At 39.2% G+C, this 25,969-nt stretch carries 23 protein-coding genes; 15 read left to right on the forward strand and 8 right to left on the reverse strand.

Going from position 1 to position 25,969, the window contains the following annotated elements; all coding sequences use genetic code 11:
- Positions 1 to 53: 53 nt before the first annotated feature.
- Positions 54 to 2,936: an excinuclease ABC subunit UvrA gene (gene uvrA / locus ACOXY8_RS06985; protein ID WP_458330844.1), complete on the forward strand. Its 2,883-nt coding sequence runs from the start codon at positions 54 to 56 to the stop codon at positions 2,934 to 2,936.
- Positions 2,937 to 3,022: 86 nt separating this feature from the next.
- On the opposite strand, the gene ACOXY8_RS06990 is transcribed toward uvrA, so the two are convergent.
- Positions 3,023 to 3,406: a hypothetical protein gene (locus ACOXY8_RS06990; RefSeq protein ID WP_458330845.1), complete on the reverse strand. Its 384-nt coding sequence runs from the start codon at positions 3,404 to 3,406 to the stop codon at positions 3,023 to 3,025.
- Between the two features lie 472 nt (positions 3,407 to 3,878).
- Between ACOXY8_RS06990 and ACOXY8_RS06995 the strand changes: the two genes are divergently transcribed.
- The 3 genes from ACOXY8_RS06995 to ACOXY8_RS07005 all read left to right on the forward strand — a co-directional run bounded on the left by ACOXY8_RS06995 (position 3,879) and on the right by ACOXY8_RS07005 (position 6,161).
- Positions 3,879 to 4,946: a sensor histidine kinase gene (locus ACOXY8_RS06995; RefSeq protein ID WP_458330846.1), complete on the forward strand. Its 1,068-nt coding sequence runs from the start codon at positions 3,879 to 3,881 to the stop codon at positions 4,944 to 4,946.
- Positions 4,943 to 5,668: a LytR/AlgR family response regulator transcription factor gene (locus tag ACOXY8_RS07000; protein WP_458330847.1), complete on the forward strand. Its 726-nt coding sequence runs from the start codon at positions 4,943 to 4,945 to the stop codon at positions 5,666 to 5,668. The genes ACOXY8_RS06995 and ACOXY8_RS07000 overlap by 4 nt, the downstream gene beginning before the upstream one ends.
- 127 nt (positions 5,669 to 5,795) lie before the next feature.
- A complete protein-coding gene (locus ACOXY8_RS07005; protein ID WP_458330848.1) occupies positions 5,796 to 6,161 on the forward strand; it encodes a hypothetical protein in 366 nt (121 codons plus the stop codon).
- 74 nt (positions 6,162 to 6,235) lie between these two features.
- Here the strand turns inward: ACOXY8_RS07005 and ACOXY8_RS07010 are convergent, their stop codons facing one another.
- Complete coding sequence (locus ACOXY8_RS07010) at positions 6,236 to 7,723, reverse strand: glycine--tRNA ligase (protein WP_458330849.1); 1,488 nt, start codon at positions 7,721 to 7,723, stop codon at positions 6,236 to 6,238.
- 109 nt (positions 7,724 to 7,832) lie between these two features.
- Here ACOXY8_RS07010 and ACOXY8_RS07015 point away from each other — a divergent pair, with 109 nt between their 5' ends.
- Positions 7,833 to 8,675 carry a universal stress protein gene (locus ACOXY8_RS07015; protein WP_458330850.1) on the forward strand — a complete coding sequence of 281 codons (843 nt, stop codon included), beginning with the start codon at positions 7,833 to 7,835 and terminating at the stop codon, positions 8,673 to 8,675.
- Between the two features lie 8 nt (positions 8,676 to 8,683).
- Positions 8,684 to 9,925, forward strand: coding sequence for a cation:proton antiporter (locus tag ACOXY8_RS07020; RefSeq protein ID WP_458330906.1), 1,242 nt, complete (start codon positions 8,684 to 8,686; stop codon positions 9,923 to 9,925).
- Positions 9,926 to 9,927: 2 nt separating this feature from the next.
- Here the strand turns inward: ACOXY8_RS07020 and ACOXY8_RS07025 are convergent, their stop codons facing one another.
- Positions 9,928 to 10,968 (reverse strand): AI-2E family transporter, encoded by a 1,041-nt coding sequence (locus ACOXY8_RS07025; RefSeq protein WP_458330851.1) that lies wholly within the window; start codon positions 10,966 to 10,968, stop codon positions 9,928 to 9,930.
- 124 nt (positions 10,969 to 11,092) lie between these two features.
- On the opposite strand from ACOXY8_RS07025, the gene hemH reads away from it, so the two are divergent.
- Together hemH and ACOXY8_RS07035 are read left to right on the forward strand one after the other, a co-directional pair.
- Positions 11,093 to 12,154, forward strand: a complete 1,062-nt coding sequence (gene hemH, locus ACOXY8_RS07030; protein WP_458330852.1) for a ferrochelatase — start codon at positions 11,093 to 11,095, stop codon at positions 12,152 to 12,154.
- Positions 12,155 to 12,306: 152 nt separating this feature from the next.
- Positions 12,307 to 13,374: a 3-oxoacyl-ACP synthase III family protein gene (locus ACOXY8_RS07035; protein ID WP_458330853.1), complete on the forward strand. Its 1,068-nt coding sequence runs from the start codon at positions 12,307 to 12,309 to the stop codon at positions 13,372 to 13,374.
- Here the strand turns inward: ACOXY8_RS07035 and ACOXY8_RS07040 are convergent.
- The 3 genes from ACOXY8_RS07040 to ACOXY8_RS07050 all read right to left on the reverse strand — a co-directional run bounded on the left by ACOXY8_RS07040 (position 13,371) and on the right by ACOXY8_RS07050 (position 16,215).
- Positions 13,371 to 14,543, reverse strand: coding sequence for a cysteine desulfurase family protein (locus ACOXY8_RS07040; protein WP_458330854.1), 1,173 nt, complete (start codon positions 14,541 to 14,543; stop codon positions 13,371 to 13,373). The genes ACOXY8_RS07035 and ACOXY8_RS07040 overlap by 4 nt on opposite strands.
- Positions 14,530 to 15,921 carry a phosphoglucosamine mutase gene (gene glmM, locus ACOXY8_RS07045; protein ID WP_458330855.1) on the reverse strand — a complete coding sequence of 464 codons (1,392 nt, stop codon included), beginning with the start codon at positions 15,919 to 15,921 and terminating at the stop codon, positions 14,530 to 14,532. Before glmM ends, ACOXY8_RS07040 begins: the two co-directional genes overlap by 14 nt.
- A gap of 63 nt (positions 15,922 to 15,984) precedes the next feature.
- On the reverse strand, positions 15,985 to 16,215 hold the full coding sequence (locus ACOXY8_RS07050) for a hypothetical protein (protein WP_458330856.1): 231 nt from the start codon (positions 16,213 to 16,215) through the stop codon (positions 15,985 to 15,987).
- Between the two features lie 83 nt (positions 16,216 to 16,298).
- On the opposite strand from ACOXY8_RS07050, the gene mazG reads away from it, so the two are divergent.
- The 4 genes from mazG to ACOXY8_RS07070 all read left to right on the forward strand — a co-directional run bounded on the left by mazG (position 16,299) and on the right by ACOXY8_RS07070 (position 20,591).
- Positions 16,299 to 17,120 carry a nucleoside triphosphate pyrophosphohydrolase gene (mazG, locus tag ACOXY8_RS07055; protein ID WP_458330857.1) on the forward strand — a complete coding sequence of 274 codons (822 nt, stop codon included), beginning with the start codon at positions 16,299 to 16,301 and terminating at the stop codon, positions 17,118 to 17,120.
- Positions 17,117 to 18,934, forward strand: a complete 1,818-nt coding sequence (locus ACOXY8_RS07060) for a chloride channel protein (protein WP_458330858.1) — start codon at positions 17,117 to 17,119, stop codon at positions 18,932 to 18,934. Before mazG ends, ACOXY8_RS07060 begins: the two co-directional genes overlap by 4 nt.
- A gap of 526 nt (positions 18,935 to 19,460) precedes the next feature.
- Positions 19,461 to 19,949: a TlpA disulfide reductase family protein gene (locus tag ACOXY8_RS07065; protein ID WP_458330859.1), complete on the forward strand. Its 489-nt coding sequence runs from the start codon at positions 19,461 to 19,463 to the stop codon at positions 19,947 to 19,949.
- 24 nt (positions 19,950 to 19,973) lie between these two features.
- Positions 19,974 to 20,591 carry a thioredoxin family protein gene (locus ACOXY8_RS07070; RefSeq protein ID WP_458330860.1) on the forward strand — a complete coding sequence of 206 codons (618 nt, stop codon included), beginning with the start codon at positions 19,974 to 19,976 and terminating at the stop codon, positions 20,589 to 20,591.
- A 353-nt stretch (positions 20,592 to 20,944) separates the two neighbouring features.
- Here ACOXY8_RS07070 and ACOXY8_RS07075 read toward each other — a convergent pair whose 3' ends face one another.
- On the reverse strand, positions 20,945 to 22,741 hold the full coding sequence (locus ACOXY8_RS07075; protein WP_458330861.1) for an AMP-dependent synthetase/ligase: 1,797 nt from the start codon (positions 22,739 to 22,741) through the stop codon (positions 20,945 to 20,947).
- 109 nt (positions 22,742 to 22,850) lie between these two features.
- Between ACOXY8_RS07075 and radA the strand changes: the two genes are divergently transcribed.
- Together radA and ACOXY8_RS07085 are read left to right on the forward strand one after the other, a co-directional pair.
- The gene (gene radA, locus ACOXY8_RS07080; RefSeq protein ID WP_458330862.1) at positions 22,851 to 24,209 is read left to right on the forward strand and encodes a DNA repair protein RadA; all 1,359 of its coding nucleotides are present in this window, start codon (positions 22,851 to 22,853) and stop codon (positions 24,207 to 24,209) included.
- 70 nt (positions 24,210 to 24,279) lie between these two features.
- Entirely contained in the window at positions 24,280 to 24,882 is a 603-nt protein-coding gene (locus tag ACOXY8_RS07085; protein ID WP_458330863.1) for a DUF2179 domain-containing protein, read from the forward strand.
- 44 nt (positions 24,883 to 24,926) lie between these two features.
- Here the strand turns inward: ACOXY8_RS07085 and ACOXY8_RS07090 are convergent, their stop codons facing one another.
- The gene (locus ACOXY8_RS07090) at positions 24,927 to 25,829 is read right to left on the reverse strand and encodes a 1-aminocyclopropane-1-carboxylate deaminase/D-cysteine desulfhydrase (protein ID WP_458330864.1); all 903 of its coding nucleotides are present in this window, start codon (positions 25,827 to 25,829) and stop codon (positions 24,927 to 24,929) included.
- Between ACOXY8_RS07090 and ACOXY8_RS07095 the strand changes: the two genes are divergently transcribed.
- Entirely contained in the window at positions 25,823 to 25,954 is a 132-nt protein-coding gene (locus ACOXY8_RS07095) for a hypothetical protein (protein WP_458330865.1), read from the forward strand. The two genes, ACOXY8_RS07090 and ACOXY8_RS07095, sit on opposite strands and share 7 nt — an antisense overlap.
- The last annotated feature ends 15 nt before the right edge of the window (positions 25,955 to 25,969 follow it).

A 25,969-nucleotide genomic window follows, 5' to 3' on the forward strand; every position in this document is an offset into this window, starting at 1 on the left:
TTAGTCTTTAAAGCCCTAAATTGCGGTTTAATTTATAAAGGAAGTATTTCCACATGGCTGAATCAAAAAACGGGACTACTGTAGATCCCACTGGTTACGATAGCATTCAAATTTTTGGAGCCAGAGAACATAATTTGAAGGATATTGATCTTGAGATTCCACGCAATCAGTTAGTGGTTTTTACAGGAATTAGTGGGAGTGGGAAATCTTCTTTGGCATTTGATACCATTTATGCGGAGGGTCAACGCCGCTATATGGAGAGTTTCTCAGCCTATGCTCGGTCTTTTATCGGCGATATGGAAAGACCCGATGTGGATAAAATCAATGGTCTTAGTCCTGTAATTTCTATTGAGCAAAAAACAACCTCCCGCAATCCTCGATCTACGGTGGGTACAGTTACGGAAGTGTATGATTTCATGCGCTTACTTTATGCACGAGCAGGTGAAGCCTATTCCTATATCACCGGCGAAAAAATGACTCGCCAAACGGAGGATCAAGTTGTTGAAATTATATTTAGCCAATTCGCAAATCAAAAATTTATTCTTCTCGCACCTATTGTCAAAGGTAGAAAAGGGCATTATAGAGAATTGTTTGTTCAGATACGGAAGCTAGGCTTTACCAAAGTAAGGATTGATGGCGAAATACAGGAAATAGTAGCCAAAATGCAGGTGGATCGCTATAAGGTTCACGATATCGAAATAGTCGTAGATAGACTGGTGGTAGATGAAAATGATCGCTACAGAATTACCCAATCGGTTCGCACGGCATTTCAGCATGGCAAAGGAGTGTTGATGGCACTGGATGAAAAAGGCGAGCTACATTATTTCTCTAAAAACCTGATGGATGCCAAATCAGGATTAGCTTATGACGAGCCAGCTCCAAATACCTTTTCGTTCAATTCTCCATACGGAGCTTGCCCTACTTGTAATGGCCTTGGTCGAATAGAGGAAATCAGTGAAGATTTGGTGATCCCAAATAACAAATTGAGCTTAAGTCGCGGTGGAATTGCGCCACTCGGAGAATACCGAGATATATGGATTTTCAAAAAACTGGACGCCATATTGAAGCGCTACAAGGTGAGCCTTACCACACCGATTAAGGATATTCCAGCTGAGGTGATGAAAACTATTCTATATGGAGATTCTATTCCAGTCGCAGTTAGTTCTGTGAAATATCCGGGTACAGATTGGAATACCAAGTTTGAAGGAATTATAAAATTTCTTGAAAAGCAGAAGGAATCAGGAACAGATAAAACGCAAGCTTGGATTGACGACTTTATGCACATTAGGGAATGCCCCGATTGCAAAGGAGCTCGCCTGAAAAAAGAAGCACTTCATTTTAAAATTGACGATAAGAATATTTCAGAATTAACGCAGCTGCACTTAAACGAACTAGCCGAGTGGTTCGAAGGGCTTGAAAGTAGGCTGAATACAAAGCAGCAGGCAATTGCGACAGAAGTGCTAAAGGAAATTCGTAAGCGAATAGGATTCTTGCTTGGCGTTGGTTTAGATTACCTCACATTGGATAGGCCGCTGAAGACGCTTAGTGGGGGTGAAGCACAAAGAATACGTCTGGCCACTCAGATAGGAACTCAGCTGGTGGGGGTGCTTTATATTTTGGATGAGCCAAGCATTGGACTCCATCAGCGGGACAACGAAAAGCTGATAAAAGCGCTTCAAGATTTGCGTGATTTGGGCAATTCGGTGATTGTGGTGGAGCATGATAAGGATATGATGCTTGCCTCTGACTTTATAGTTGATATTGGGCCAGGTGCAGGTAGGCATGGAGGGCAAATAGTGGCTTTAGGTGCCCCCAAAGCATTTTTGGAGCAAGGTAGTTCTACTGCTCGCTATTTATCAGGAGAATATGAAATAGCTATTCCAAAGCAGCGTCGCGAAGGAAATGGTAAGTTTTTGAAGTTGAAAGGTGCGGGAGGGAATAATTTGAAAAATGTAACCCTCAACCTCCCGCTTGGTAAGCTTATTTGTGTCACAGGCGTTTCGGGTTCGGGAAAATCTTCCCTCATTCATGAAACTCTTTTCCCAATTCTCAATCAGCATTTTTATAGATCTAGAACTGAGCCATTAGACTATAAAGAAATCGTTGGATTAAAGGAAATCGATAAGGTAATTGAGGTAGATCAATCGCCAATAGGCAGAACACCTCGATCGAATCCGGCTACTTATACAGGTGTATTTACAGAGATAAGAAGTTTATTTTCTAATATGCCCGAAGCCAAAATTCGTGGTTATAAGCCAGGTCGTTTCTCATTTAACGTAAAAGGCGGGAGGTGCGAAACCTGCGAAGGTGGAGGCATGAGAGTGATCGAAATGGATTTTCTGCCAGATGTGCATGTGCCTTGCGAAACGTGTAAAGGCAAACGCTACAATAGAGAAACGTTGGAAGTGCGTTTCAAAGGCAAATCTATATCCGATGTGCTTGATATGACGGTGGAGCAAGCAGTGGAGTTCTTTGCCAATCAGCCGAAAATTTTAAGAAAAATTCAGACCTTATCGGATGTTGGTTTGGGCTATATCACTTTAGGACAACATGCTACGACATTGTCGGGTGGAGAAGCGCAAAGAGTGAAACTTGCCACTGAGCTTTCGAAGCGAGATACAGGCATGACTTTTTATATTTTGGATGAGCCTACCACTGGTCTTCATTTTCAAGATATTCAGCATTTGCTGGATGTGGTGAATAAACTGGTGGACAAAGGCAATACGGTTCTTATTATCGAGCATAATATGGACATCATCAAAGTAGCCGATCATATTGTGGATTTAGGACCAGAAGGTGGCGAAAAGGGAGGTTATATAATTGCTGAAGGAAGGCCTGAGGAAGTTGCTAAAGTGAAAAAGAGCTATACAGCAAGGTTTTTGGCGCAGGAGTTAAAGGGGGTAAGTAGTGCCAAAACTGTGGAAATAGCTGATTAGTCTTATTTGGTTTAAGGGCACAAAAAAAGAGCGACCTAAGTCGCTCCTTTTCAATTAACCTTAAACTTAACTATGAAAATGATCTTTTAACTAACTGGAAGTGCTTCCGTTGCCTTTACATCAAACAAGTAGAATTGCTTGTTCTGGTGCTCAATTAGGAACGAACTTCTAGAAAGTTTATTTTTTAATTCGGCATGTTCCGGCCAATTAATTGTGCCTTCGTAGGTGATTTCATCGATAATATTACCGTCCAAATCAACAATTATGATACTTGTTGCAGGATTGTAGACTTCAGCCATCAATTTCTTCTGAATTTCATGCTCAAGTAGCTGATCGTGTGCTTCTTGAAGTGCCATATTTTCTTCGGCAGCGGTGTTTATTGGCTCTTTTTCGTTAGCGCAAGCTAAATTGACGATCATTGCAAATGCAGCAACGATTATCCCAGTTTTTTTAAAATTTAATGTTTTCATGTTTTTGACCTTTAAAATATTTTCAACCTTTTTTTATTCTGTTTGTCTTAGATTCACATATATGACGCAGTATATTATTCTATAGTTGCATCAATATGTAAATTTTTTTTCGGAAAATTCGGTGAATTTGAACTCTTCCAATATTTACCCTAAAAGGGAAATTTTTGGCAATCAATACAAATTCTATTTTCGAGATTTTAATGTGATTTAAATTTCGCTTTAAAATACCCTACCAAATTTTATACTGTTAAGACGCTACAAAAACGAAAAGGATTAACCGAAGGGATAAGTGGGTGATTTTGGACTTTTGCGGTAATAAAAAATTCTGAATATTTAAAAAAAAATTTCTACTTGAAGAAAAAACTAATAAAAGAATGTTTCCGATTATGGAAGTTACAAGCAGATTATAAATTATGCCTTTCAATTTGCCGATATTAAGCCTTTATTTATTAGCTATTTTCATTCTATACAATTGATAAATTTCAGTCGCAAAAAGATTCTCTATTGGTCCTTCCAAATATTTGGCTGGACGAGCTATGCTTTACTGAATATCTTTTTTGTCGCTCTTATCCGTTTAGCCGAAAATGGGGCTTTTGCCTCTCCTTCGGATCAAATTGTATTTAGCTATTTTTTGCAGGCAGCGTTCTTCTTGGTAAGTACACACTTGTTTAGAAACTTGATCCTCAAATGGCGTTGGATCAAAATGCATGTGTCCCAAATCATTCCGAGAGTTTCAGTTTCGGTTTTGGTGCTGAGTATTCTCAATTATCTATTTCAGGTTCTTACAGCTTTCAATTTAGGAACGATCAATTTCCAAACAGATTTTGAACCTGTAGTGGTTCTTACTAACATCTTTCTAGTATATATCTTCTATTTCCTTTGGGCTTCCATTTACTTTCTGTACAATTATATGGAAAGCTACAATGCTAGCTTGAAACAGGAGGCAGCCATAAATGAAATCAGACTAAATGCGCTAAAGTCCCAACTCAATCCACATTTTATATTCAATGCACTTAATAGCGTGCGAGCATTGGTAGATGAGGATCCAAGAAAGGCCAAAATCGCCATTACACAACTTTCCAATATCCTTCGCAATAGCTTGGTGATGGACAAGAAAATGGTGATTCCCTTTAATGATGAAATAAAGACGGTAAAAGATTACCTAAACCTAGAGTTAATCCGTTTCGAAGAAAGACTGCAAACCAAGTTTATTATCCATCCCGAATCAGGGCAGTTTGAAGTTCCTCCATTGATGGTTCAAACCTTAGTAGAGAATGGCATTAAGCATGGTATTTCCAATCTGGTAGCGGGAGGATTGCTACAAATAGAAACCGATGTGCAGAATAATATGCTCACTATCAAAATAAAAAATAGTGGACAATATATAAATGGTGTAATTTCGAAGAAAGGAACTGGCTACGGCCTCCAAAATACTGAGCAGCGATTGAAGCTTATTTATGGAGATCAGGCCACTTTCCGAATATTCAATGAATCTGATAAATTTGTAATGACTGAAGTTAAAATCCCACAACGAATATGAGAGCACTAATTGTAGATGACGAAAGATTAGCTCGCAAAGAATTGCTGAGCCTTCTAGCAGAGTATAAAGAAATTGAGATTGTAGGCGAAGCAGTTAATGTGGACGATGCAATTGAAAAAATCAATCAGTTACAACCTGATTTGCTTTTTTTGGATATTCAAATGCCAGGTAAAACAGGGTTTGATCTATTGGAAGAACTTGAAAAAGCTCCCAATGTAATATTCACAACAGCTTATGACGAGTATGCATTAAAAGCCTTCCAAGTAAATGCATTAGATTATTTGCTAAAACCTATACAGCCAGAGCGTTTGAAAGAAGCTGTAACCAAGATGGTGAAAGTTCAGCAAAAGGAAGATGCGCTAGATGACAATACGGAAAAGAAAAAACTTGGGATCAATGATCAGGTTTTTGTGAAAGATGGGGAAAGATGCTGGTTTGTGAGATTGAAAGATATCCGCTTATTCGAATCCGATGGTAATTATATCAAAATCTATTTCGAGAACTTCAAGCCGATGATACATAAGTCGCTCAATGCCCTTGACGAACGTCTTGATGATCGTGCCTTCTTTAGAGCAAGCCGTAAGCACATTATCAACCTCAATTGGGTAGAAAGCATCGAAAGCTGGTTTAATGGCGGACTAATGGTAATGTTGAAAGGCGGAGAGAAAATAGAAGTTAGCCGTAGACAAGCCGCTAAATTCAAAGAAATGATGAGTTTGTAAATTAACGATTCTAATTTTCTATTGTAGTAGTCATTTTATCAAACCTTTAATGATTTTTACGTATGTAATAATCAAGGCTTTATGAAATTTAATTTTAAAAATAGCAAAGCAAAAGCGTTTATATAAAATGAAACTATATACAAGACCTCTGATCGAATTGATGGATGAAATAGAGGACAATCTCAAAAATCTGAGCTATACACCTTATTTCAAAAAATGGTATGGAGAGATTAAAGAGTCGATGGAGGAATTACGAGCTGTAGTATATGATCAGATGTCTGAAATTAATGTGCAAATAGCCGACCTAGACCATTACTTGTATGATAAGTATCTGAGAGTTAATAAAAAGGTTGAAAAATCTGGCCTCAGTTGCATATTAAGACACTGGAACTACAGTCTAAAACAAGCTCCAAAGGATGTTGATTTTATTAAAGAAGACATCCAAGAGCTAAGTGAGTGGATCGAAAAAAATGGAATGGTAAAAGTAAAATAGCTATTTCATTATCTGTAAAAACACGAAAGCCCAAGTTTATCGCTTGGGCTTTCGTGTTTTATGTTGATGACTATTTAGGAGATCAATTTCTCAAATATCCTTTTAAAGCTAACTGATTCGCCAATTTTTTGTGGCAAATCTGCAATCGCTACCCTTTCTTGTTCGGTGGTATCTCTGTGTCTAATCGTCACGGTATTATCTTCTAGTGTTTGGTGATCCACAGCAATACAATAAGGTGTGCCAATTAAATCTTGTCGAGTGTAGCGCTTGCCAATAGATCCTTGCTCTTCATATATCACAGGGAAATCCATTTGTAATAGTCTCATAACCTCCCGCGCTTTTTCTGGTAGTCCGTCTTTTTTGGTAAGTGGGAAAATGGCTGCTTTCACAGGAGCTAATGCAGGATGCAATTTCAAATAAATTCTTTCCTTTTGCTGATCTCCTTCGCCTGTTGATTCTTCCGTATAGGCTTCGCAAAGAGTGGCCAAGAACAATCTGTCCGAGCCAGATGAAGTTTCAACTACATAAGGAATATAATTCTTATTTACTTCGGGATCAAAGTATTGCAATTTTTTGCGAGAAATTTCCTGATGATTTTTTAAGTCAAAATCCGTACGTGAGTGTATACCTTCAATTTCCTTGAAACCAAACGGAAACTGATATTCTATATCCACAGCTGCATTGGCATAATGAGCAAGTTTGTCGTGATCATGGAATTTCAATTTGGCGGGAGGGAAACCAAGTGCCTCATACCATTTCATTCTAGCTTCTTTCCAGAAAGTGTACCATTCCATCTCTTCACCTGGTCGTACAAAGTATTGCATTTCCATTTGTTCAAACTCACGCATACGGAATATAAACTGACGCGCAACGATTTCATTACGGAATGCTTTACCAATTTGAGCAATTCCAAATGGCACCTTCATACGTGCTGATTTTTGCACATTCAGGAAATTCACGAAAATCCCTTGAGCAGTTTCTGGTCTTAAGTAAATAGCATTGGAATCGTCCGCTACAGAGCCTATCTGTGTGGAGAACATCAAATTGAATTGCCTTACTTCAGTCCAATTTGCTGTACCGCTTATTGGGCATGAGATACCTTCATTTATTATTAATTCCTGCAAGCCTTTTAAGTCTTCTGCAGTAAGCAATTCGTTCATCCTTTTTACAAGAGAATGCGCTTTTTCACTTTGTCCATCAGCTTCCAATTTAGCCGCAGCATCTTCGATTAGCACATCGGCACGGTAGCGTTTTTTAGAATCCTTGTTATCCACCATCGGATCATTGAAGCTATCGATATGTCCAGAAGCTTTCCAAGTAAGTGGATGCATAAAAATGGCAGAGTCCAAGCCAACGATATTAGCATGGAGCTGTGTCATACATTGCCACCACACTTTTTTAAGGTTGTTCTTAAGTTCTACACCGTATGGGCCGTAGTCGTATACGGCTTGTAAGCCATCGTATATTTCGCTGGAAGGAAACACAAAGCCATATTCCTTGGCATGTGCTACTACATTTTTAAATAAATTATTCTCCGGGGATGCTGATTCATTCTTATTCATGGCCGCAAAGATAATCAGCTCCTTAAGTCTTTTCTAATTGGCTCAGGTCAATTTTACGGTTATTTAAAGCAAATCTATTATATTGGAAGCTTTGTAATCTATTTAAGCCATGTTCCAGAAAATTGCTCTTGCTATTGCCTTTTCGCCTAGAATGGAAGCCTTGATGTGCGAAACCAAACGCTTTGCACGCCAATTCAATGCCGAAGTGATATTCATACACATAGGTGAAAAAAGTGAGGGAGAGGAGCTTGAGCTAAATAAAATTTTCGAAAAAAATGGCTTTGATCTTAGTAAAATCACAGTGATTTGGGAGGATGGTAATCCAAGCAAAAAGATAATAGAGATATGTAAAAGGGAGAACATTGATCTTTTAGTTTCGGGGGCACTAAAAAAGGAGTCTTTCTTGAAAACCCACTTTAGCTCAATTGCCAGAAAAATAATGCGGAAGGGAGAAGTGTCATTATTGATTTTGCTTGAGCCGAGTTATAATCCAACACCTTTCAAAAGAATTGTAATAAATGGCACAGATCACCCCTGCACTCCTGAGATAATTGAAAAAGGAATTCAGCTGGCGAAAATTGAGCAAGCACAAAACGTGCATATTATTAATGAAATTCAATTAATGGGATTGCGAATGTCGGTAGCAGGCGAAGACACGGCAGATACAGTGGAAAGTACTAGACGTGGGCTTGTACATGACGAGGTGGTGAAAATTGAAGAAATACTAAAAGATTTAGATAGGGGTAACTTAAAAATTAATATCAAAATAGTAAGCGGCAAACCAGGTTATGAAATGGCTCGCTTTGCAGAGAAGGTAAATGCAGATTTACTTGTTTTAAGAGCGCCAGACCACAAACTTAATTTGTTGGACAGGTTTTTTCCTCATGATCTTGAATACATATTGAATGACCTTCCAAGTAACTTACTGATTATTCAACCTAAGAGATCATAATGGAAAACATAAATACATTAACTCATGGGGATATTGTAACCTTATTTGTACAGCTTGGTATTATGCTGATTTTCGCAAGAATCTTCGCGGAAATTGCTAGAAAATTTAAACAACCTGCTGTTGTTGGGGAGATCTTTGCGGGAATAATTTTAGGACCTACAATACTAGGGTTGCTTGCTCCAGATTTCTTCCAATCTTTATTTTCGATAGAAAGTAATTCCTTCCTAGTATTAGACGGGATTGTTCAGATGGCGGTAGTTCTACTGTTATTTATTGCTGGACTCGAAGTAGAATTGCATATCGTTTGGGCTCAAGGAAAAAATGCACTAAGTATTGCGTTCTATTCTTTAATTATTCCCTTGGTTATCGGCTTTTTGTCAACTTATTTTTTTCCTGAGTTTTGGGGTATTGGAGATCCAGATTCAAAATTAATTTTCGCATTATTTATTGGAACTGCTTTATCAATCACAGCCCTGCCTGTAATTGCACGTGTGTTGATGGATTTGAACATTTTCAAATCAAAAATGGGCTTGCTAATAATTGCCTCTGCAATGATAATTGATATTTTAGGTTGGATTATTTTCTCAATAATCCTAAGTATGATGGGCAGAACTGTAGAAGGGATGAGCTTATGGGCAACTATTGCACTGACGCTAGGTTTCACCATTTTGATGTTGACAATTGGCAAAAGTATTATCAACAAAGCTCTTCCGTGGGTAAATAAAAAAATGGCTTGGCCTGGAGGCTTACTTTCTCTCTGCATGGCAGTTTGTTTTATGGCCGCGGCTTTCACCGAATATATTGGTATTCATGCAATTTTTGGCGCATTTATAGTAGGTGTTGCTATTGGCGACTCAGAGTTTTTGACTGAAAAGGCCAAAGAAATTTTGCATCAGTTCATCAATAATATCTTTGCCCCCCTATTTTTTGTTTCAATTGGACTCAAAGTAAATTTCATAGAGGGCTTTGATCCAATTTTAGTACTTTCTGTTCTTGTAATTGGTTTTCTAACAAAAATAATTGGAAGCGGAATTGGTGCTAAAGTGGCTGGTTTTGATAACAAAGACTCGCTTGCTATCGGTTATGCAATGAATACGCGAGGCGCTATGGAGATAATTTTAGGATTGATTGCCCTCGAAAACGGTTTAATTACAAATTCCATGTTTATAGCCTTAGTAGTGCTTGCATTAGCCACAAGTATGGCCGCAGGCCCACTGATGAAAACTGCACTTACAATGAAAAAAAAGTAATTTCAAGTTTTTTTATCTGGCTCTCCTAGCAAGGTGGCAAATGGTTTTGTGCTTTCAAATTCCTCGAAAATGGCTCTTAATGCACCAATTAGAGGAATAAAAAGAACCATGCCAGAAACACCCCAAATCATACCTCCCGCCAATAATGCGATGATTACGGCCAATGGATTAGCTTGCACGCTGCCTCCTACCACATAGGGAGTTATTAGGTTGTTTTCAAATATTTGTAAGCCCCAAAGCAAGCCCAATGTAAGAAGCGGGAGGAATAAAGTATCGCTTGTCAAATACACATAAAGCACCGTAACTAAGCTCGATAAAAATACACCAACGTAAGGAATCAAATTGAATACAGCTAAAAATACCGCAAAGAATAAGGCATGTTTAATGCCCAAACCAAATAGAACAATGGCGAACAAAACGCCCATAATAAGTGTGACCAGCACCATTCCATACAAGTATTGTTGAATAACCTTCCTTACTTTTTGGATGACTTTTGCAGTTTGAGCTTTAGTTTCTTCCTTGCCAAGTTGGAGCAGAAATTGGAAATACACTTTTCTATAATGAATCAGAAAAAAGATAAATAAGGGCATCAATGTTAGGTAGGTGATGGCAATTGCTGCAGAAGTTAGTGTTTGGGAAACCCCAGAGAGCCCTCCTTCAGTAAAGCGTTCAATGGAGTTGGCAATTTGTGTAGTTTGGAATTCTTTGCTCAGGCCAATTTTATCAGTAAGAAATTGCTGAATTTCTTCTAAGCTTCCTTCGAAGCGATTGCCCAATTTGGGCAAATCTTGTAATAAGGAAATTACTTCTCGCGATAGAAAAAAGACAATTGCAGCAATCATAGAGGTAAGAATTAAAATGCTTATGATTGCAGCAATTGGTGCCGGAATTCCTTTTTTCTCAAACCATTCCACGGGAGACAATATAAGTATGGCCAAAAATGCCGACCAAGCCAAAGGAGCTAGTAGCTGCTGACCAACTATAAGAATGTGTACCAATAGAACCAAAAAAAGTAGGGTGTAGCTTAACTTTTGAATATTCATGGCTGTTAATGGAGGCAAAGAAGTCTTGATTCGACTATCTAAATTTAAAAGAGAATAAATTGTTGAACAACTAAGCAGGACTTTTTAAAAAACAATACCTTTGAATGAAGGTTAGCTCTAAATCATGAATACTAATATTAAGATAGGAAAGATAGGTGTATTACTCGTAAACTTGGGCACCCCAGACAGTCCTAAAACACCTGATGTAAGAAAATATTTGCGTGAGTTCTTGATGGATGGACGCGTTATTGATATTCCTGCTTTTCCACGTTGGTTATTAGTAAATGGAATTATTGCTCCTTTTCGCTCACCAAAATCGGCCAAGGAATACAGGAAATTGTGGGATGATCGAGGCTCTCCTCTAAAATATTATGGAGAGGATGTAAAAGACCTATTGCAAGCCGAGCTTGGGAGTGACTATCATGTAGTACTTGGCATGCGCTACCAAAGCCCATCGATAGAAACGGCACTTGATGAGTTGAAAAAAGCAAACGTTGATTCTATAGTTTGTATACCATTATTCCCGCAATATGCTAGTGCGACTAATGGCTCGGTGGTAGATAAAGTAATGGAAATTTGCCGAACTTGGCAGATTATCCCAAGTGTCAACTTTGTGAATCGATTTGTGGAGCATCCGCTTTTTATTAAGGCATTTGCGAACATTGGCAAAAAGTATCTTGCTAAGGCTAATTATGATCATGTCGTATTTAGTTATCATGGTTTGCCTGAGAGACAAATTCGCAAAGGTAGCGTGGGGTCTCAATGCCAGCTGGGCGATTGTTGTAATCATTTTCATAAAAATAATGCCTATTGCTATCGTGCACAGTGTTTTTTGACTACCCGTTTGATTGCTGCAGAGCTTGGTTTGAAGGAAGGACAGTTTACGACATGTTTCCAAAGTAGATTGGGAAATGACCCTTGGATTAAACCTTATACAGAAGATATGTTGAAAGAATTGGCTGGAAAAGGCATTAAAAAAGTCCTTGTTTATTGTCCGGCCTTTATTGCGGATTGCTTAGAGACAACAGTGGAGGTAGGAGAGGAATATAAGGAGCAATTTGAGGAAGCGGGAGGAGAAGTTTGGCAGCTTGTAGAAAGCCTAAACGACTCACCCGATTGGATAGCTTGCTTGAGGGAACTAGTTTATGAAAACACTCCGATAAGTCAGAATAAAATTTCGGTTTAAAAGATGAATTCAGGATTAAATTTCTTCATTTTAATGAAAATCTATTAACAGGAGCTTACTTTCTTAAAGTAGCATTTTTTATTTGGCAATACGATGGACTTTTTAGAATGCCTGCTTACCTTTGAAGCTTATTTTCTGAAAAATACCTTTTGATGGAAAAGCTAAGAACTCGAATTAGCGGAACGGGATCCTACATACCTACGCTAAAAATTAAGAATGAAGAATTTAACAAGCATCAATTCTATAATGCTGATGGAAGTAAGTTTGCTAATCCCAATAGCGAGATTATTGAGAAGTTTAAGGCCATTACAGGTATAGAGGAAAGAAGGTATGCTAGCAAGGATCTGAACACTTCGGACATTGCTGCTATTGCTGCTAAATTGGCCATTGAAGATGCTGGAATCGATCCTGAGACAATAGATCAAATTATATTTGCGCACAACTTTGGCGATGTAAGTCATGGTAGCAATCAGACCGATGCTGTGCCGAGTTTGGGAAATAGAGTAAAACATCATCTGGGTATCAAAAACCCTTATTGCATTGCATACGACTTATTTTTTGGTTGCCCAGGGTGGATACAAGGGCTGATCACAGCGGATGCATTGATCAAATCTGGACAAGCTAAAAGATGCTTGGTCATAGGTGCTGAAACACTTAGCCGAGTGGTAGATCCAAGCGATAGAGATGCTATGATTTTTTCAGATGGTGCAGGTGCTGCAATAGTAGAAGCAACTACGGCTGATGATGGAGAAGGTGTTTTGGCGAGCGCGGCTTTGTCACATTCTTTGGAAGAACTTGACTTTCTATTTATGGGCAAATCATTTGATCCCAAAAACAAATCAAATGTTAAATACATCAAAATGCTAGGTCGAAAAATCTACGAATACACATTGACGTATGTGCCGCAAGCAATGCTCGATTGCTTGACCAAAGCCAACATTCCGATTGAAGATGTGAAAAAGGTTTTCATCCATCAGGCAAATGAAAAAATGGATGAGGCAATCATCAAGCGAATGTATAAAGGTAAAGTAATGCCTAAAGACATTATGCCAATGAGTATTCATTGGCTGGGCAATAGCTCGGTAGCTACAGTAATTACACTTTTTGATTTGGTAAGGAAAGGAAAGTTAGATCAGCACAAACTCAATAAAGGAGATATTATACTATTTGCATCTGTCGGCGCAGGAATGAATATCAATGCTGTAGTCTATCGATATTAAGCTTTACTCATTTCCGATTTAATAGGCACAATTTCCTTAAGCTTTTCGATTACGATATCCACTTCGTCTTTCGTATTGAACTTGCTGAAAGAGAAGCGAACAGATGCTCTGGAAGGATCGGCTCCAATGGCTGAAAGTACATGGCTACCTTTCATTGCGCCGCTTGAACAGGCACTTCCACCCGAAGCTGAAATTCCATGCAAATCCAAATGGAAAAGCATCATATCATTATCTTCATTTGGAGGAAAACAAACGCTGAGCACTGTATAAAGGCTTTTATCCATTTCGCCAGATAAGCCATTGAAGCTTATTCCTGCAAAATTTTCCTTAAGCTTTTCGATCATGTAGGATTTCACATTTGAAGTATGCGCTTGATGCTCGGCCATATCACGATAGGCAATTTCCAATGCTTTGCCCAAACCAATAATGCCATAAACATTCTCGGTTCCTCCACGCATATTTCGCTCTTGCGCACCACCATAAATAAGCGGGTGGATTTTGTTTTTGCGATTTACATATAGAAAACCAACGCCTTTTGGACCATGAAATTTATGAGCCGCACCTACAATAAAGTTGACAGGCAATTTTTTCAAATCATGTACATAATGCCCCATGGTTTGTACCGTATCTGAGTGGAAATAAGCATCGTATGAATGAGCCAAATGGCCAATTCTTTCCAAGTCATTGAGATTGCCAATTTCGTTATTGGCATGCATTAAGGAAACGAGGGTGTTTTTGTTGCTTTTAAGCAACTCTTCGAGGTGGTCAAAATTTACCTCACCTTTATTATTTACATCTACTAGGCTCAATTTTACAAGGCCTTCTTTTTCTAAGCTTTCTGCAGTGTGCAATACTGCATGGTGCTCAAGTGGCGAAGTGATTATATGCTTGATAGCCAAATTATCCACACTACATCGTAATACAGTATTGTCAGCTTCGGTGCCTCCAGAAGTAAAAAAGATTTCGGCCGGAGTACAGTGTAGGTGATCGGCGATGAGTTTACGAGTGCGTTCAATGCCCGTTCTAACCTCCCGCCCATGGGCATGAATTGAAGAAGGGTTGCCATAATAATTTTCTAGGTACGGAAGCATTGCTTGAAGTACTTCCGGATCTATGGCTGTAGTTGCAGCATTATCTAGGTATATTCTTTCATCTCTATTCATTGCCATTTACAATTTCTTTGATATCCTGCATTATCTTATTTGCCAAGTAATCTGCTGTGGCATTTGACTCAGACTCTGCATAAATTCTAATAATCGGTTCGGTGTTAGATTTACGCAAATGTACCCATTCGCTGTCAAAATCTATCCGAACGCCATCTACTGTAATTTGTGGCTGCTTTTCATACTTTTTCTGCATTCCAGCAAGCACTTTATCCACATCTATTTCGGGTGTAAGCTCAATTTTGTTTTTCGAAATATGGTAATTTGGATAAGAAGCCCGAAGCATAGAGCAGCTTTTGCCAAATTTAGCTAATTGTGTCAAAAACAGCGCTATACCAACCAAAGCATCACGGCCGTAATGTAATTCTGGATAAATAATTCCGCCATTGCCTTCGCCACCGATAATGGCATTATTGGCTTTCATAGCTTCTACCACATTCACTTCACCAACAGCTGATGCCACATAATCCCCACCTCTTTTGATTGTCACATCTTTCAATGCGCGGGAGGATGATAGATTGGATACCGTATTGCCAGAAGTTTGGGATAGCACATAATCTGCTACAGTCACCAAGGTATATTCCTCGCCAAATGGAGTTCCATCCTCACAAACAAGAGCAAGTCTATCCACATCCGGATCTACCACAATGCCCAAATCAAAGCTTCCATTTTTCAGCTCCTTGCAAATCTCTCTAATATTTTCTGGTAGAGGTTCAGGGTTATGCGCAAACTGGCCATTTGCATCGCCATTGATCATGTGGATTTGATCTACTCCGAGCCTTTCGAGCAGAGCTGGGATGGCAATACCACCTACGGAATTGACAGGATCGACTACTATTTTGAATTTTCTATTTCGGATTGCCTCAACATCTACCAATGGCAAATCTAATACTTGCTGAATATGCTTATCGAGCTGGGAATGGTCTTGCTTGTACTGACCCGCTTTTTTGTTTGGCGCATATTCTACCTGGCCTTGTTCCGCAATTTCTAATATGCGTTGCCCTTCTTCATTGGAAATAAATTCGCCTTTTTCGTTGAGGAGCTTTAGGGCATTCCATTGCACAGGGTTATGAGATGCGGTAAGGATAATTCCTCCTCCCGCTTTTTCATTGACGACCGCCACTTCTACTGTGGGTGTGCTGGCTAGACCAAGGTCTATTACATCTATTCCTAAGCTTTGTAGTGTAGACGCTACTAATGGAGCTATCCACTCTCCCGAAGGCCGAGCGTCTCTACCGATTACAACTTTTGGATTTACCTCTTTGCCAAGCATCCAAGCACCATAGGCAGAAGAGAATTTTACTATATCTATTGGGGTTAAATTATCGCCTTGTTGGCCGCCAATTGTACCTCTGATTCCTGAAATTGATTTGATTAATGTCAAAGCATCCTAAATTTTGCCCGAAATTACATAATTAGTATTAAAGCACGTATTTAATTACATATGCTACTTAAATTTGGCCATGACCTTATCCACTTCGGAGTCAGGATTGCCACATGATTCGCCGGGCTTAATTTCCTTTCCACAGAAGCCACAGGCAGCACCGTCTTTATTTAAAAATGGGCTTTGAGAAGCGCAAGTGCCTTTAAACTCACCGTTTTTCAACAGAATGAGCCTTACGGACATAAAAATGAAAAATATACCAATTAGGCCTAGTGTTAAAAGAAGAGTGGGCATCGATTTTTTATCTTTGTGCAAAATTAATAAACTCATCGCATAAACAACAGCACCGCAGACTTAGTTTCTCGGCACCACATATAATGAAAAGCCCATTATCCGCACCCGACCCAAATAGAAAAGAAAAGCTTGAAGCCTTTGATAGGCTACTGACCATAATGGATGAGCTGCGGGAAAATTGTCCTTGGGATAAGAAGCAAACCTTGGAAAGTCTACGCCACCTTACCATTGAAGAAACCTATGAGCTTTCTGACGCCATTTTGAGCAATGACTTGGATGAGGTGAAAAAGGAATTAGGCGATTTGATGCTGCATAATGTGTTTTATGCGAAGATTGGTGAAGAGAAAAAGGCCTTTGATATAGCGGATGTGCTCAATGGAATTTGTGATAAACTAATCCATCGCCATCCACATATCTATGGCGATGTGCAGGCGGATGATGAAGAAGCAGTGAAGCAAAATTGGGAAAAGATAAAGCTGAAGGAAAAGGGAAATAAATCCGTACTTGGTGGTGTACCCAATAGTTTGCCAGCTTTGGTAAAAGCGATGCGGATTCAAGAAAAAGCGCGTGGAGTTGGTTTTGATTGGGATGAAGCCTCGCAAGTTTGGGAAAAGGTAGAAGAGGAAATGACTGAGTTTCGTGCTGAATTTCAAGCTGAAGAACCTGATAAAATAGATAAGACTAAGGCCATGGGCGAATTTGGCGACCTATTATTCTCATTGATCAATTACTCAAGATTTATAGATATAAACCCCGAAGAAGCATTGGAGCGAACAAATCGCAAATTTATATCTCGCTTTCAGTATCTTGAGCGGAAATCCAAGGACTTGGGCAAGGAGCTTTCCGATATGACCCTAAGCGAAATGGATGAAATTTGGAATGAGGCAAAACAATTCGATGGATGAATAGTAGCGAAAAGCTAAGTTTTAGCGGTAAGCTAAAAGCCTTTTGGAATGCAATGCTTATGAGAATCCTCGTTTGGAGACTCAAGCATTTGAGCAACCGTAGCTTTGTAATTCTACTCGGCACTTTAATCGGTATTATCACCGGATTGGCTGCCAGCTTCTTGAAATTCGCAATTACTCATATCCGAGACTTCCTCACTGGAGGCTTCGACTTTCAGTATGCCAATATTCTATATATAGCCTATCCACTTTTGGGTATTGTACTCACAGTTTTTGTGGCCAGATTTATCCTTAACGAAAAATCTTCTCACGGCGTCACGGACATCATTTATGCTATATCCAAGGGGTCGAGCAAACTGGCTCCGCTCAAAATGGTGAGCCGAATGGTTACCAGTGCAATCACTACAGGTTTTGGAGGTTCGGTAGGTATTGAGGCCCCAATCTCCGTAACAGGCGCTGCTATCGGCTCCAATATGGGGCAGGCTTTCCGTCTCAATTATAAGAGCAGAAGTTTGCTGATCGGTTGCGGATCGGCAAGTGCCATCGCAGCCATGTTTAACGCGCCAATTGCGGGGGTGATTTTCACCATCGAGATTATTCTTACAGAAGTTACTATTTCCTCTTTCATACCATTGCTAATTGCTTCTGTTGCTGGCGCGTTGGTAGCCTCGGCCTTTTCTGGAGGTGATTCCATTTTCTTTTACAATCTTGACTATGTATTGGAAGTTGCAGAAATTCCCTGGTTTATTGCTTTGGGGGTAATGGCAGGACTTATTTCTCTTTATTTTATTCGAATAAATACTTGGGTAGAAAGTATTTCAGTGAAAATAAAAAGACCTTTCAGCAAAGCAATTGCCGGAGGTTTGGGTCTTGGTTTGCTGATTTTTGTTTTTCCGCCAATATATGGTGAAGGTTACAATAGCATAAGATTGTTATTAGATGGAGAAGTTCCCAAATTATTGAACAGCTCCTTTTTCGCTGGAGATTTTAATAATTCACTTATTCTAATGCTGTTTTTAGGATTTATGATCTTAGTAAAACCTTTGGCCACAGCGATGACCATAAGTGCGGGAGGTGGAGGTGGTGTATTTGCGCCTTCTTTGTTTGTAGGTGGAATCACAGGATTTACCTTCGCTACAGGAGTCAATTTGATTTACCCTGATTCATTAAGCCCGGCGAGTTTTACCTTGGTAGGAATGTGCGGAGTAATGAGCGGAGTATTACATGCACCTCTTACCGCTATTTTCCTTATTGCCGAGCTAACTCAGGGTTACTCATTATTTATCCCACTAATGCTCGTATCGGCTATTAGCTATAGCACCATTTATTATTTCGAAAAGAATTCTATCTATACCAAAAAGCTCATCGAGCAAGGGGACTTGATCTTAGACAATAAGGATTTGCAAGTGCTGAGCTTGATGGAATTGGAAAAACTAATCGAGAAGGATTTACTAACTATTGGGCCTAATGCTATGCTTCGTGATTTGGTTGGGCTTGTAAAAAAATCTAAAAGGAACATATTTCCAGTAATTGATGAAAATGGAGCACTTATGGGAATAGTTACACTTGATGACATCCGAGAAATCATGTTTGATACGAAAGCATTAGACGAAGTAACGGTGAAGTCTGTAATGCATAAAGCTCCTAGCCAAATCAATGCAGGTGACAACATGCAAATGGTGATGGCGAAGTTCGAAAATACTGGTGCTTGGAACTTGCCAGTTATCAATGAAGGCGCGTATATAGGCTTATTGTCCAAATCCACAATATTTAGTGCTTATCGTAAAAAGCTTGTAAGACAGGATAAAGCCTAGGTAACCCTCTCGCGAATAAGAAATTTTATTTAAAATTAGTTGTCCACAAAAAGGGAAATATTATTTGGCTGTTCTAGTTTCTGTAAATCAATTAGTTATGTATATTATTTATTTAATTGTGGATAACTTGTGTAATTTGTGGAAAACTAGCCTTGACTTTTCGTAATCTCTTTTTCGTCTAATTTTCACAATTCCTCCCGCTTTATATTTCAAGAGATTTAGTGTTCAAATGGCAGGTTTGGCAGACAAAAATTGCAGACAATTCTTTTGTAAGTTTAAGAATTAGTAATTCGAAAAAATTCTATATTACCCATATGTTAATTAAACGAAGATTTTATCTTCATCATCAACATAATTTGGTAATTGAAATGATTAAAACTTTAGACAAGACAAACTAACCTGTCAAAAATACGTTTATTAGAATTGTGCAAATTCGGAATGTGGATAAATTCCGAATTGAGAATTTTCCTCAAAAAACCCACAATTTTTTTAAAGATTAATATTTGGCAAAATATAAAATTACATTATGAAAATTTTACCGATTATTTTCTTCCTTACTTTTTTTGCAGACAATCCTAATTTCACCGAAAGAAAAATTGAAGTGATTAAATTCGAGCAATTGGAAGAATTGATTAATCAAGAAGGAGAGGGAATTAAGATAATCAACTTTTGGGCGACTTGGTGTAAGCCTTGCATCAAGGAATTACCTTTGTTTGAAGCGCTAGAAGATGAAATGGATGGTGTTCCTGTGAAAGTATATCTTATCTCAATGGATTTTCCAGAGGAGGCAGATACCAAAGTAAAAGCCTTCCTTGAGCGGAGAAATATAAATTCTGAAGTGAAATTACTTGACGAAACAGATTTTAATGCTTTTATTGATAAAGTAGATTCAAGATGGTCTGGGGCGATTCCAGCGACGCTTATTATAAATGACAAAACTAAAACTCGAGCATTCTTGGAGAAAGAATTGCAAGAGGGAGAACTTGAGGAACAGATCAAATTGCTGATTAAATAGTTTGAAAACCTTAAAGAACCAATTATGAAAAGCCTAGTTATTTCGATTTTGAGTATTGGAGCCTTTGCATTGCTTGCATGGAATCCAATTAGCGATAGTGAGGGTTATCAAGTAGGTGATTTTGCCCGTGATTTCAATTTGAAAAATGTAGATGGCAATATGGTGTCCTTAGCCAATTACAAAGAAGCAAAAGGCTTTATTGTAATTTTCACTTGCAATAGCTGTCCCTATGCCAAAATGTATGAAGATAGAATAAATGAGTTAGATCGAAAATTCAAGAGTCAAGGTTATCCGGTAATTGCCATCCAGCCGAATGATCCAATTCAATCACCAGATGATTCATTTGAAAATATGCAGATAAGAGCGAAAGAGAAGAATTTTTCATTTGCCTATCTGATAGATGAAACGCAGGAAATTACCAAAACCTATGGTGCAACAAGAACTCCACATGTATACCTTCTTAACAAAGAGCGTGGTAAAATGAAGGTTACCTACATTGGTGCTATTGACGATAACTATAGAGATGCATCTGATGTGAAGGTAAAATATGTGGAAGACGCCATTGCTGAATTAGATGCCGATCGCTCGGTGTCGAACAATTACACTAAAGCAATTGGCTGTACGATCAAATGGGCGAAATAAACCTATTCATGAATCACCCTTTATCGTTAATTTGGCAATTCCTTAACAAGCAAAACCAAAATAGCTCAAAAGAAAATCTTGAGCTATTTTTTCTTCTCTATTATCTCTTTTATTCCCTTAGAGAATGAATCTCCGCGTTTGAATTCTACTTATTTCGAAACCGCGGAGTGCGATGAGATTTATGCAAAGGGCGCAAAGCCATTGGTTCTTCTCTGTGATCTCCGCGTCTTCCCTTGGCGAATCTCTGCGTTTAATTTCTTCTATTTTGAAACCGCAATGAGCGCAAAATTTTCAAAGTTGGAGTATGCTTCATTATGATTCCTCTTAGTTCAAACCGGCTAGCAGTTTATTTTTTATCGATAAAACCCTTCGACTTGGTCTTTGAATTTCTCCAAAACAACTCTTCGCTTTAGTTTCATGGTTGGTGTAAGTTCTTCACCTTCTATGCTCCACAGTTCGGGTAGAAGTTTTATTTTCTTCACCTGCTCCCACTTTCCAAATTGCTGGTTTATTCTATAAACCTCCCGCTCCATTTTATCTATAATCGACGGATGCTGGACAACTTGCTCATTGCTTTTAAATGGCAATTGCTTGATTTCGCAATAGTCTTTGATCCTTTCAAAATTGGGAACTATCAATGCTGCCGGGAATTTTTCACCTTCCCCTAATACCATCACTTGTTCGATAAACATGCTTTCCTTTAACTTATTTTCTAGATAGCCTGGCGCGATGTATTTCCCTCCTGAGGTTTTGAATATCTCTTTTTTGCGATCCGTGATTTTCAAATATTTGCCTTCTGCAATCTGTCCAATGTCTCCTGTATGAAACCAACCATTTTTCATCACTTCAGCAGTTAGCTCTGGCTCTTTATAATAGCCTTGCATTACATTCCAGCCTTTTACAAGTATTTCTCCATCATCAGCCAACTTCACCTCAATACCTTCCATAATCATTCCTGCATAGCCCAATCTGATATCCATTTTTGTTGCCAAGGAGCAGGAAACCAACGGTGTAGTTTCTGTAAGTCCATAGGCCTCACCAATGCGTATACCTGCTGCCCAAAATACCTGACCTAAGCGAGGTTGTAAGGGTGCTGCACCAACCAAAATCAATTCAATGTTTCCGCCTAAAGCCTCCCGCCATTTTTTGAAAATTAGCTTATCTGCTATACGAAGTTTAAGTTTATAGAGTAAACCTTGTCTTTTGTGCGGAACATATTTGAGACCTAAGTTTACAGACCAGAAGAAAAGATTCTTGAGTGGAAATGGCAAATCGTAGCCTTTAGCGATGATTTTATCATACATTTTTTCCAGAAGGCGAGGTACCGCAAAAAACATATGCGGCTTTACTTCTTGAATATTTTCTTTGATGCTCTCCAAGCTTTCAGCATAATATATCTCCGCGCCTAAAGCCAAATAAAGGAAGGTAACCGCACGCTCAGCAATATGACAAAGCGGGAGGAAACTTAAGGTACGTACATTTCCAGGCTGGATGTAATCAGGAAGACGATGCTCATAAGCACACAATATATTTTGCACTATATTATCATGCGTAATCATCACTCCTTTTGGTTTGCCTGTGGTACCGGAGGTATAAACGATCGTAAGCAAATCAGTAGCCTTGATTTCTTTTTTTCGTTCTTGTAGTTCAGCTTTTTTACTCTCATCTGCTAGAGAAAGTAATTGCTCCCAATGCGCAAAGCCTTCTAATTTATCAAAAGCATATATCTTCTGTATGTCCGTTCCTGCTTGAGCTTCTTTAGCTTTGGCAGCAATTTCAGCATCTCCCACAAATACATATTTGGCACTGGAGTGAGCAAAAATGTATTGATAATCGGCTACAGAAATCGTTGGGTACATAGGAATGCTAATTGCACCAATTTGCTGCAATGCCAAATCCACAAAAACCCATTCTGGTCTATTCGAAGAAATGATGGCAACTTTATCAGACTTATCCACACCCAATTCGAGTAAACTTAAGGATAAGTTATCCACAATTGCAATTGTGTCATCGGTCGAGTAATTTTTCCAATTTCCGTTTTGTTTGCTATTCAAGGACTTAGATTGTGGATAACTTTTCTTTTGCCATTGAAGCACATCAAACACTCGAGAAATTTCAATTTTAGGTTTATTGTGTAGAGTAGTTTTCATCTCAAAAAGGAAGAATGGTTTATTGGATATTTCTCCAATTTAAAAAATAAATTTAATTCCTAGCGTCAGCATTTTGCTTGTGATGACCTAGGTTGTAATTTGCTAAGGAATGGCAAAAGATAAAACAGTATATGTATGTCAGAGCTGTGGAGCACAGTCGGCGAAGTGGATTGGCAAATGCCCTGCATGCGGGGAATGGAATAGCTATGTGGAGGAATTTATCACCAAGGAAGCGAAAGGAGCACTAAGCAAAACACGTTCATCTGCCAACCAACCTGTATTACTTTCCGCAGTGGAGTATGAGCAATTGAGCCGCATCAATACCTATGATGATGAACTCAACAGAGTGTTGGGCGGAGGTTTAGTGCCAGGATCCGTTGTGCTGATTGGTGGAGAACCAGGAATTGGGAAATCTACATTGCTGCTGCAAGTGGCACTTGCCATAAAAGGAAAAAAGGTATTGTACGTAACGGGCGAAGAAAGTCAAAGCCAAGTGAAAATGCGTGCTGACCGACTTGGTAATGCTGAATCAGAAATATACTTATTGGCTGAAACCGGTCTTTCAGAAATTATCGATGCTGTGGATAACTTGAAACCTGCCCTTGTTATCATCGACTCCATCCAAACATTACAATCTCGACAGATTGAATCCTCTCCAGGCAGTGTTTCTCAAGTGAGAGAATGCACCAATGAAATTATTAAATCTGCCAAGTCAAGCGGCATTCCATTTATCCTGATTGGTCACATTACCAAAGAGGGAGCGATTGCCGGGCCAAAAGTACTAGAGCATATGGTGGATACGGTGTTGCAGTTTGAAGGCGATCGGCATTTGACCTATCGGATATTGCGAGCACAGAAAAACCGCTTTGGATCCGATGCAGAGCTAGGCATTTATGAAATGCGAGGTAATGGTTTGCGGGAGGTTTCCAATCCCTCAGAAATATTGATTTCGCAGCGAGAGGGAGATTTGAGTGGTGTGGCCATCGGTGCTATGATGGAAGGAAATCGGCCACTTTTGATTGAAGTGCAAGCGCTTGTGACGCCGGCATCTTATGGTACTCCACAGCGAAGCTCTACGGGATTCGACGGCAGAAGGCTCAATATGCTATTGGCTGTGCTGGAAAAGAAAATGGGTTTGCGATTGAGTTCGCAAGATGTATTTTTAAATATAGCTGGCGGAATGCGTATTGAAGACCCTGCCATTGATTTGGCAGTTTGTGCCGCCATCGCTTCTTCATTTCATGATATGGCGATCTCTCATAAAGCCTGTTTTGCTGGAGAAGTAGGTTTGGGTGGTGAAGTACGCGCAGTAAATAGAATTGAAAACCGAATTGCCGAAGCGCATAAATTGGGCTTTGAAGAAATCTATTTTTCCAAGTTTTCGGAAAAGGGATTAGACAAGCGTAAGTTCCCTTTGCATTGGTTTACATCCTCCCGCCTCGATCAGGTTTTTGTGAACTTATTTTAAGCGAAAATTGGTTCCAAAATTGTAGCTGCGCGCTGACATTTGAATTTTTGTCTGCTTATAATTTATTTTCATGGAAAGCTTCCTAACGAATATTTTTGGTTTCAGTAATGATACCTTTCATTTTATAATTTTACCTCTGCTTATATTCCTAGCTAGAGTTACCGATGTATCGATAAATACCATCAGGATCATGATGGTAATGGCAGGAAAGCGCAATATTGCACCGATTTTGGGCTTTTTTGAGGCTTTTATTTGGTTGCTTGCCATTGGACAAATCATCCAAAATATCGATAGCATAGTATCTTATTTTGCATATGCGGGAGGATTTGCTGCCGGTACTTATGTGGGAATGCTTATTGAGGAACGAATTGCCATGGGCAATGTGATATTGCGAGTGATTACACGTGAGCCTGCTCATGCAATGCTGGATAAAATGAAAGCAGATGGACTTCGCTTTACAAGTATAGATGGAGAAGGCAGTCGCGGCCCGGTGAGTTTGATATTTATGGTAATCAAAAGAGGCGAATTGAAAAGCAGGATCAAAAAAGTGCGTGAATATTATCCTAATGCATTTTACTCAGTGGAAAGCGTGCGCCACGTAAGCGACCCATTTATGGAAGGCGAACCAAACCGAGGTATGCTCGCCCGCTATTGGAATTGGAATAGGAAGTGAGTTAGGTTGGAATTTTAGAGGTTCTTTTATTTATTTAAAAGTAGCTAAAAAAGCTCCTTCCCAGCCCAGCCTTGCAGCCCACCGCTGTGGATAATGAGGATTCGCTTGTAAGCTTCCAGTTTCTGTTCAGCCAATAATGTGTCTATGCCATAAAGCATTTTGGAAGTGTAAATTGGGTCTAATAGGATATTATGCGTTTGATAAAAGGTACGAACAAAGTCTATCAATTCGTCTGTCATACGAGCGTATCCACCAAAATGGAAGTCTTGCTGAAGCTGCCAATTGTTGGTGGCTTTGCCAAAAGCACTGAGCTGAAGATTAGTGATTTCCTCTTCCATGAAATTGCCTTTTAGCGCTGAAAATCCAATAAATGCTTGATTGGGTTTTCCTCCTGCCAACCCAGCCAAACTCCCACCAGTGCCGCAAGCATGACATATTAAGTCGAAACCTTCGGGCAATATTTTCGCCCAATCTGCACAAGATTGTACACCGGCAATGCTACTTCCACCTTCAGGAATGTAATATGCACTTTCTGCCAAATGAGCCAAGGCTGGTATAGCCTGCAAGCCTTCCTCTCTTATTTGCCTATAAGCTTGCCTATCTACATAGTGGAGTTTCATCCCTTTTTGACGCGCGAAGGCGAGGGTGGGATTTAGGTGTCGATGTTCCTCACCGCGAATGAGACCAATACATGGCAAATTCAATTCAGCGCAAAGTGCGGCCGCGGCATATATATGATTAGAATAGGCGCCGCCAGCTGTTATTATTTGGGTATAACTTTCCGCAAGAGCCTTTTCGATATTGCCCTTTAGCTTCCAATATTTATTGCCTCCATATTCGGGATGACTTAGGTCTTCTCTTAGTATATAGATTTCCTGTGAAATAGGCTTATGCCAGTTTAACTTAACTATAGGTGGATTTTGATAAGTAGAAAAAGTAAATGGCATACCCGAATTGGCTTCGATTGGTGATGGCTAAAGATACGAAAGCAATAAATGAAGGCGGGAGGTTTTTGCTCTTTGAACTGTCAAATCAAAATTTGAATTGGGACACGGCTTTAGCCCGTCCATAAAAATAACCAACAATT

Source organism: Peijinzhouia sedimentorum, assembly GCF_049340005.1.
Lineage (GTDB): Bacteria > Bacteroidota > Bacteroidia > Cytophagales > Cyclobacteriaceae > CAXBDP01.

What these genes read in the sequence shown, in the direction of transcription:
- ACOXY8_RS07070 (WP_458330860.1), top strand. Translation starts at nt 19,974, where the DNA reads ATGAAAAGCCTAGTTATTTCGATTTTGAGTATTGGAGCCTTTGCATTG.
- ACOXY8_RS07065 (WP_458330859.1), top strand. Translation starts at nt 19,461, where the DNA reads ATGAAAATTTTACCGATTATTTTCTTCCTTACTTTTTTTGCAGACAAT.
- ACOXY8_RS07085 (WP_458330863.1), top strand. Translation starts at nt 24,280, where the DNA reads ATGGAAAGCTTCCTAACGAATATTTTTGGTTTCAGTAATGATACCTTT.
- ACOXY8_RS07000 (WP_458330847.1), top strand. Translation starts at nt 4,943, where the DNA reads ATGAGAGCACTAATTGTAGATGACGAAAGATTAGCTCGCAAAGAATTG.
- mazG (WP_458330857.1), top strand. Translation starts at nt 16,299, where the DNA reads ATGAAAAGCCCATTATCCGCACCCGACCCAAATAGAAAAGAAAAGCTT.
- radA (WP_458330862.1), top strand. Translation starts at nt 22,851, where the DNA reads ATGGCAAAAGATAAAACAGTATATGTATGTCAGAGCTGTGGAGCACAG.
- ACOXY8_RS07095 (WP_458330865.1), top strand. Translation starts at nt 25,823, where the DNA reads ATGGCATACCCGAATTGGCTTCGATTGGTGATGGCTAAAGATACGAAA.
- ACOXY8_RS07015 (WP_458330850.1), top strand. Translation starts at nt 7,833, where the DNA reads ATGTTCCAGAAAATTGCTCTTGCTATTGCCTTTTCGCCTAGAATGGAA.
- ACOXY8_RS06990 (WP_458330845.1), bottom strand. Translation starts at nt 3,406, where the DNA reads ATGAAAACATTAAATTTTAAAAAAACTGGGATAATCGTTGCTGCATTT.
- ACOXY8_RS07090 (WP_458330864.1), bottom strand. Translation starts at nt 25,829, where the DNA reads ATGCCATTTACTTTTTCTACTTATCAAAATCCACCTATAGTTAAGTTA.
- ACOXY8_RS07005 (WP_458330848.1), top strand. Translation starts at nt 5,796, where the DNA reads ATGAAACTATATACAAGACCTCTGATCGAATTGATGGATGAAATAGAG.
- ACOXY8_RS07060 (WP_458330858.1), top strand. Translation starts at nt 17,117, where the DNA reads ATGAATAGTAGCGAAAAGCTAAGTTTTAGCGGTAAGCTAAAAGCCTTT.
- ACOXY8_RS07050 (WP_458330856.1), bottom strand. Translation starts at nt 16,215, where the DNA reads ATGCCCACTCTTCTTTTAACACTAGGCCTAATTGGTATATTTTTCATT.
- ACOXY8_RS07025 (WP_458330851.1), bottom strand. Translation starts at nt 10,968, where the DNA reads ATGAATATTCAAAAGTTAAGCTACACCCTACTTTTTTTGGTTCTATTG.
- ACOXY8_RS07040 (WP_458330854.1), bottom strand. Translation starts at nt 14,543, where the DNA reads ATGGCAATGAATAGAGATGAAAGAATATACCTAGATAATGCTGCAACT.
- ACOXY8_RS07035 (WP_458330853.1), top strand. Translation starts at nt 12,307, where the DNA reads ATGGAAAAGCTAAGAACTCGAATTAGCGGAACGGGATCCTACATACCT.
- ACOXY8_RS07010 (WP_458330849.1), bottom strand. Translation starts at nt 7,723, where the DNA reads ATGAATAAGAATGAATCAGCATCCCCGGAGAATAATTTATTTAAAAAT.
- hemH (WP_458330852.1), top strand. Translation starts at nt 11,093, where the DNA reads ATGAATACTAATATTAAGATAGGAAAGATAGGTGTATTACTCGTAAAC.
- uvrA (WP_458330844.1), top strand. Translation starts at nt 54, where the DNA reads ATGGCTGAATCAAAAAACGGGACTACTGTAGATCCCACTGGTTACGAT.
- ACOXY8_RS07075 (WP_458330861.1), bottom strand. Translation starts at nt 22,741, where the DNA reads ATGAAAACTACTCTACACAATAAACCTAAAATTGAAATTTCTCGAGTG.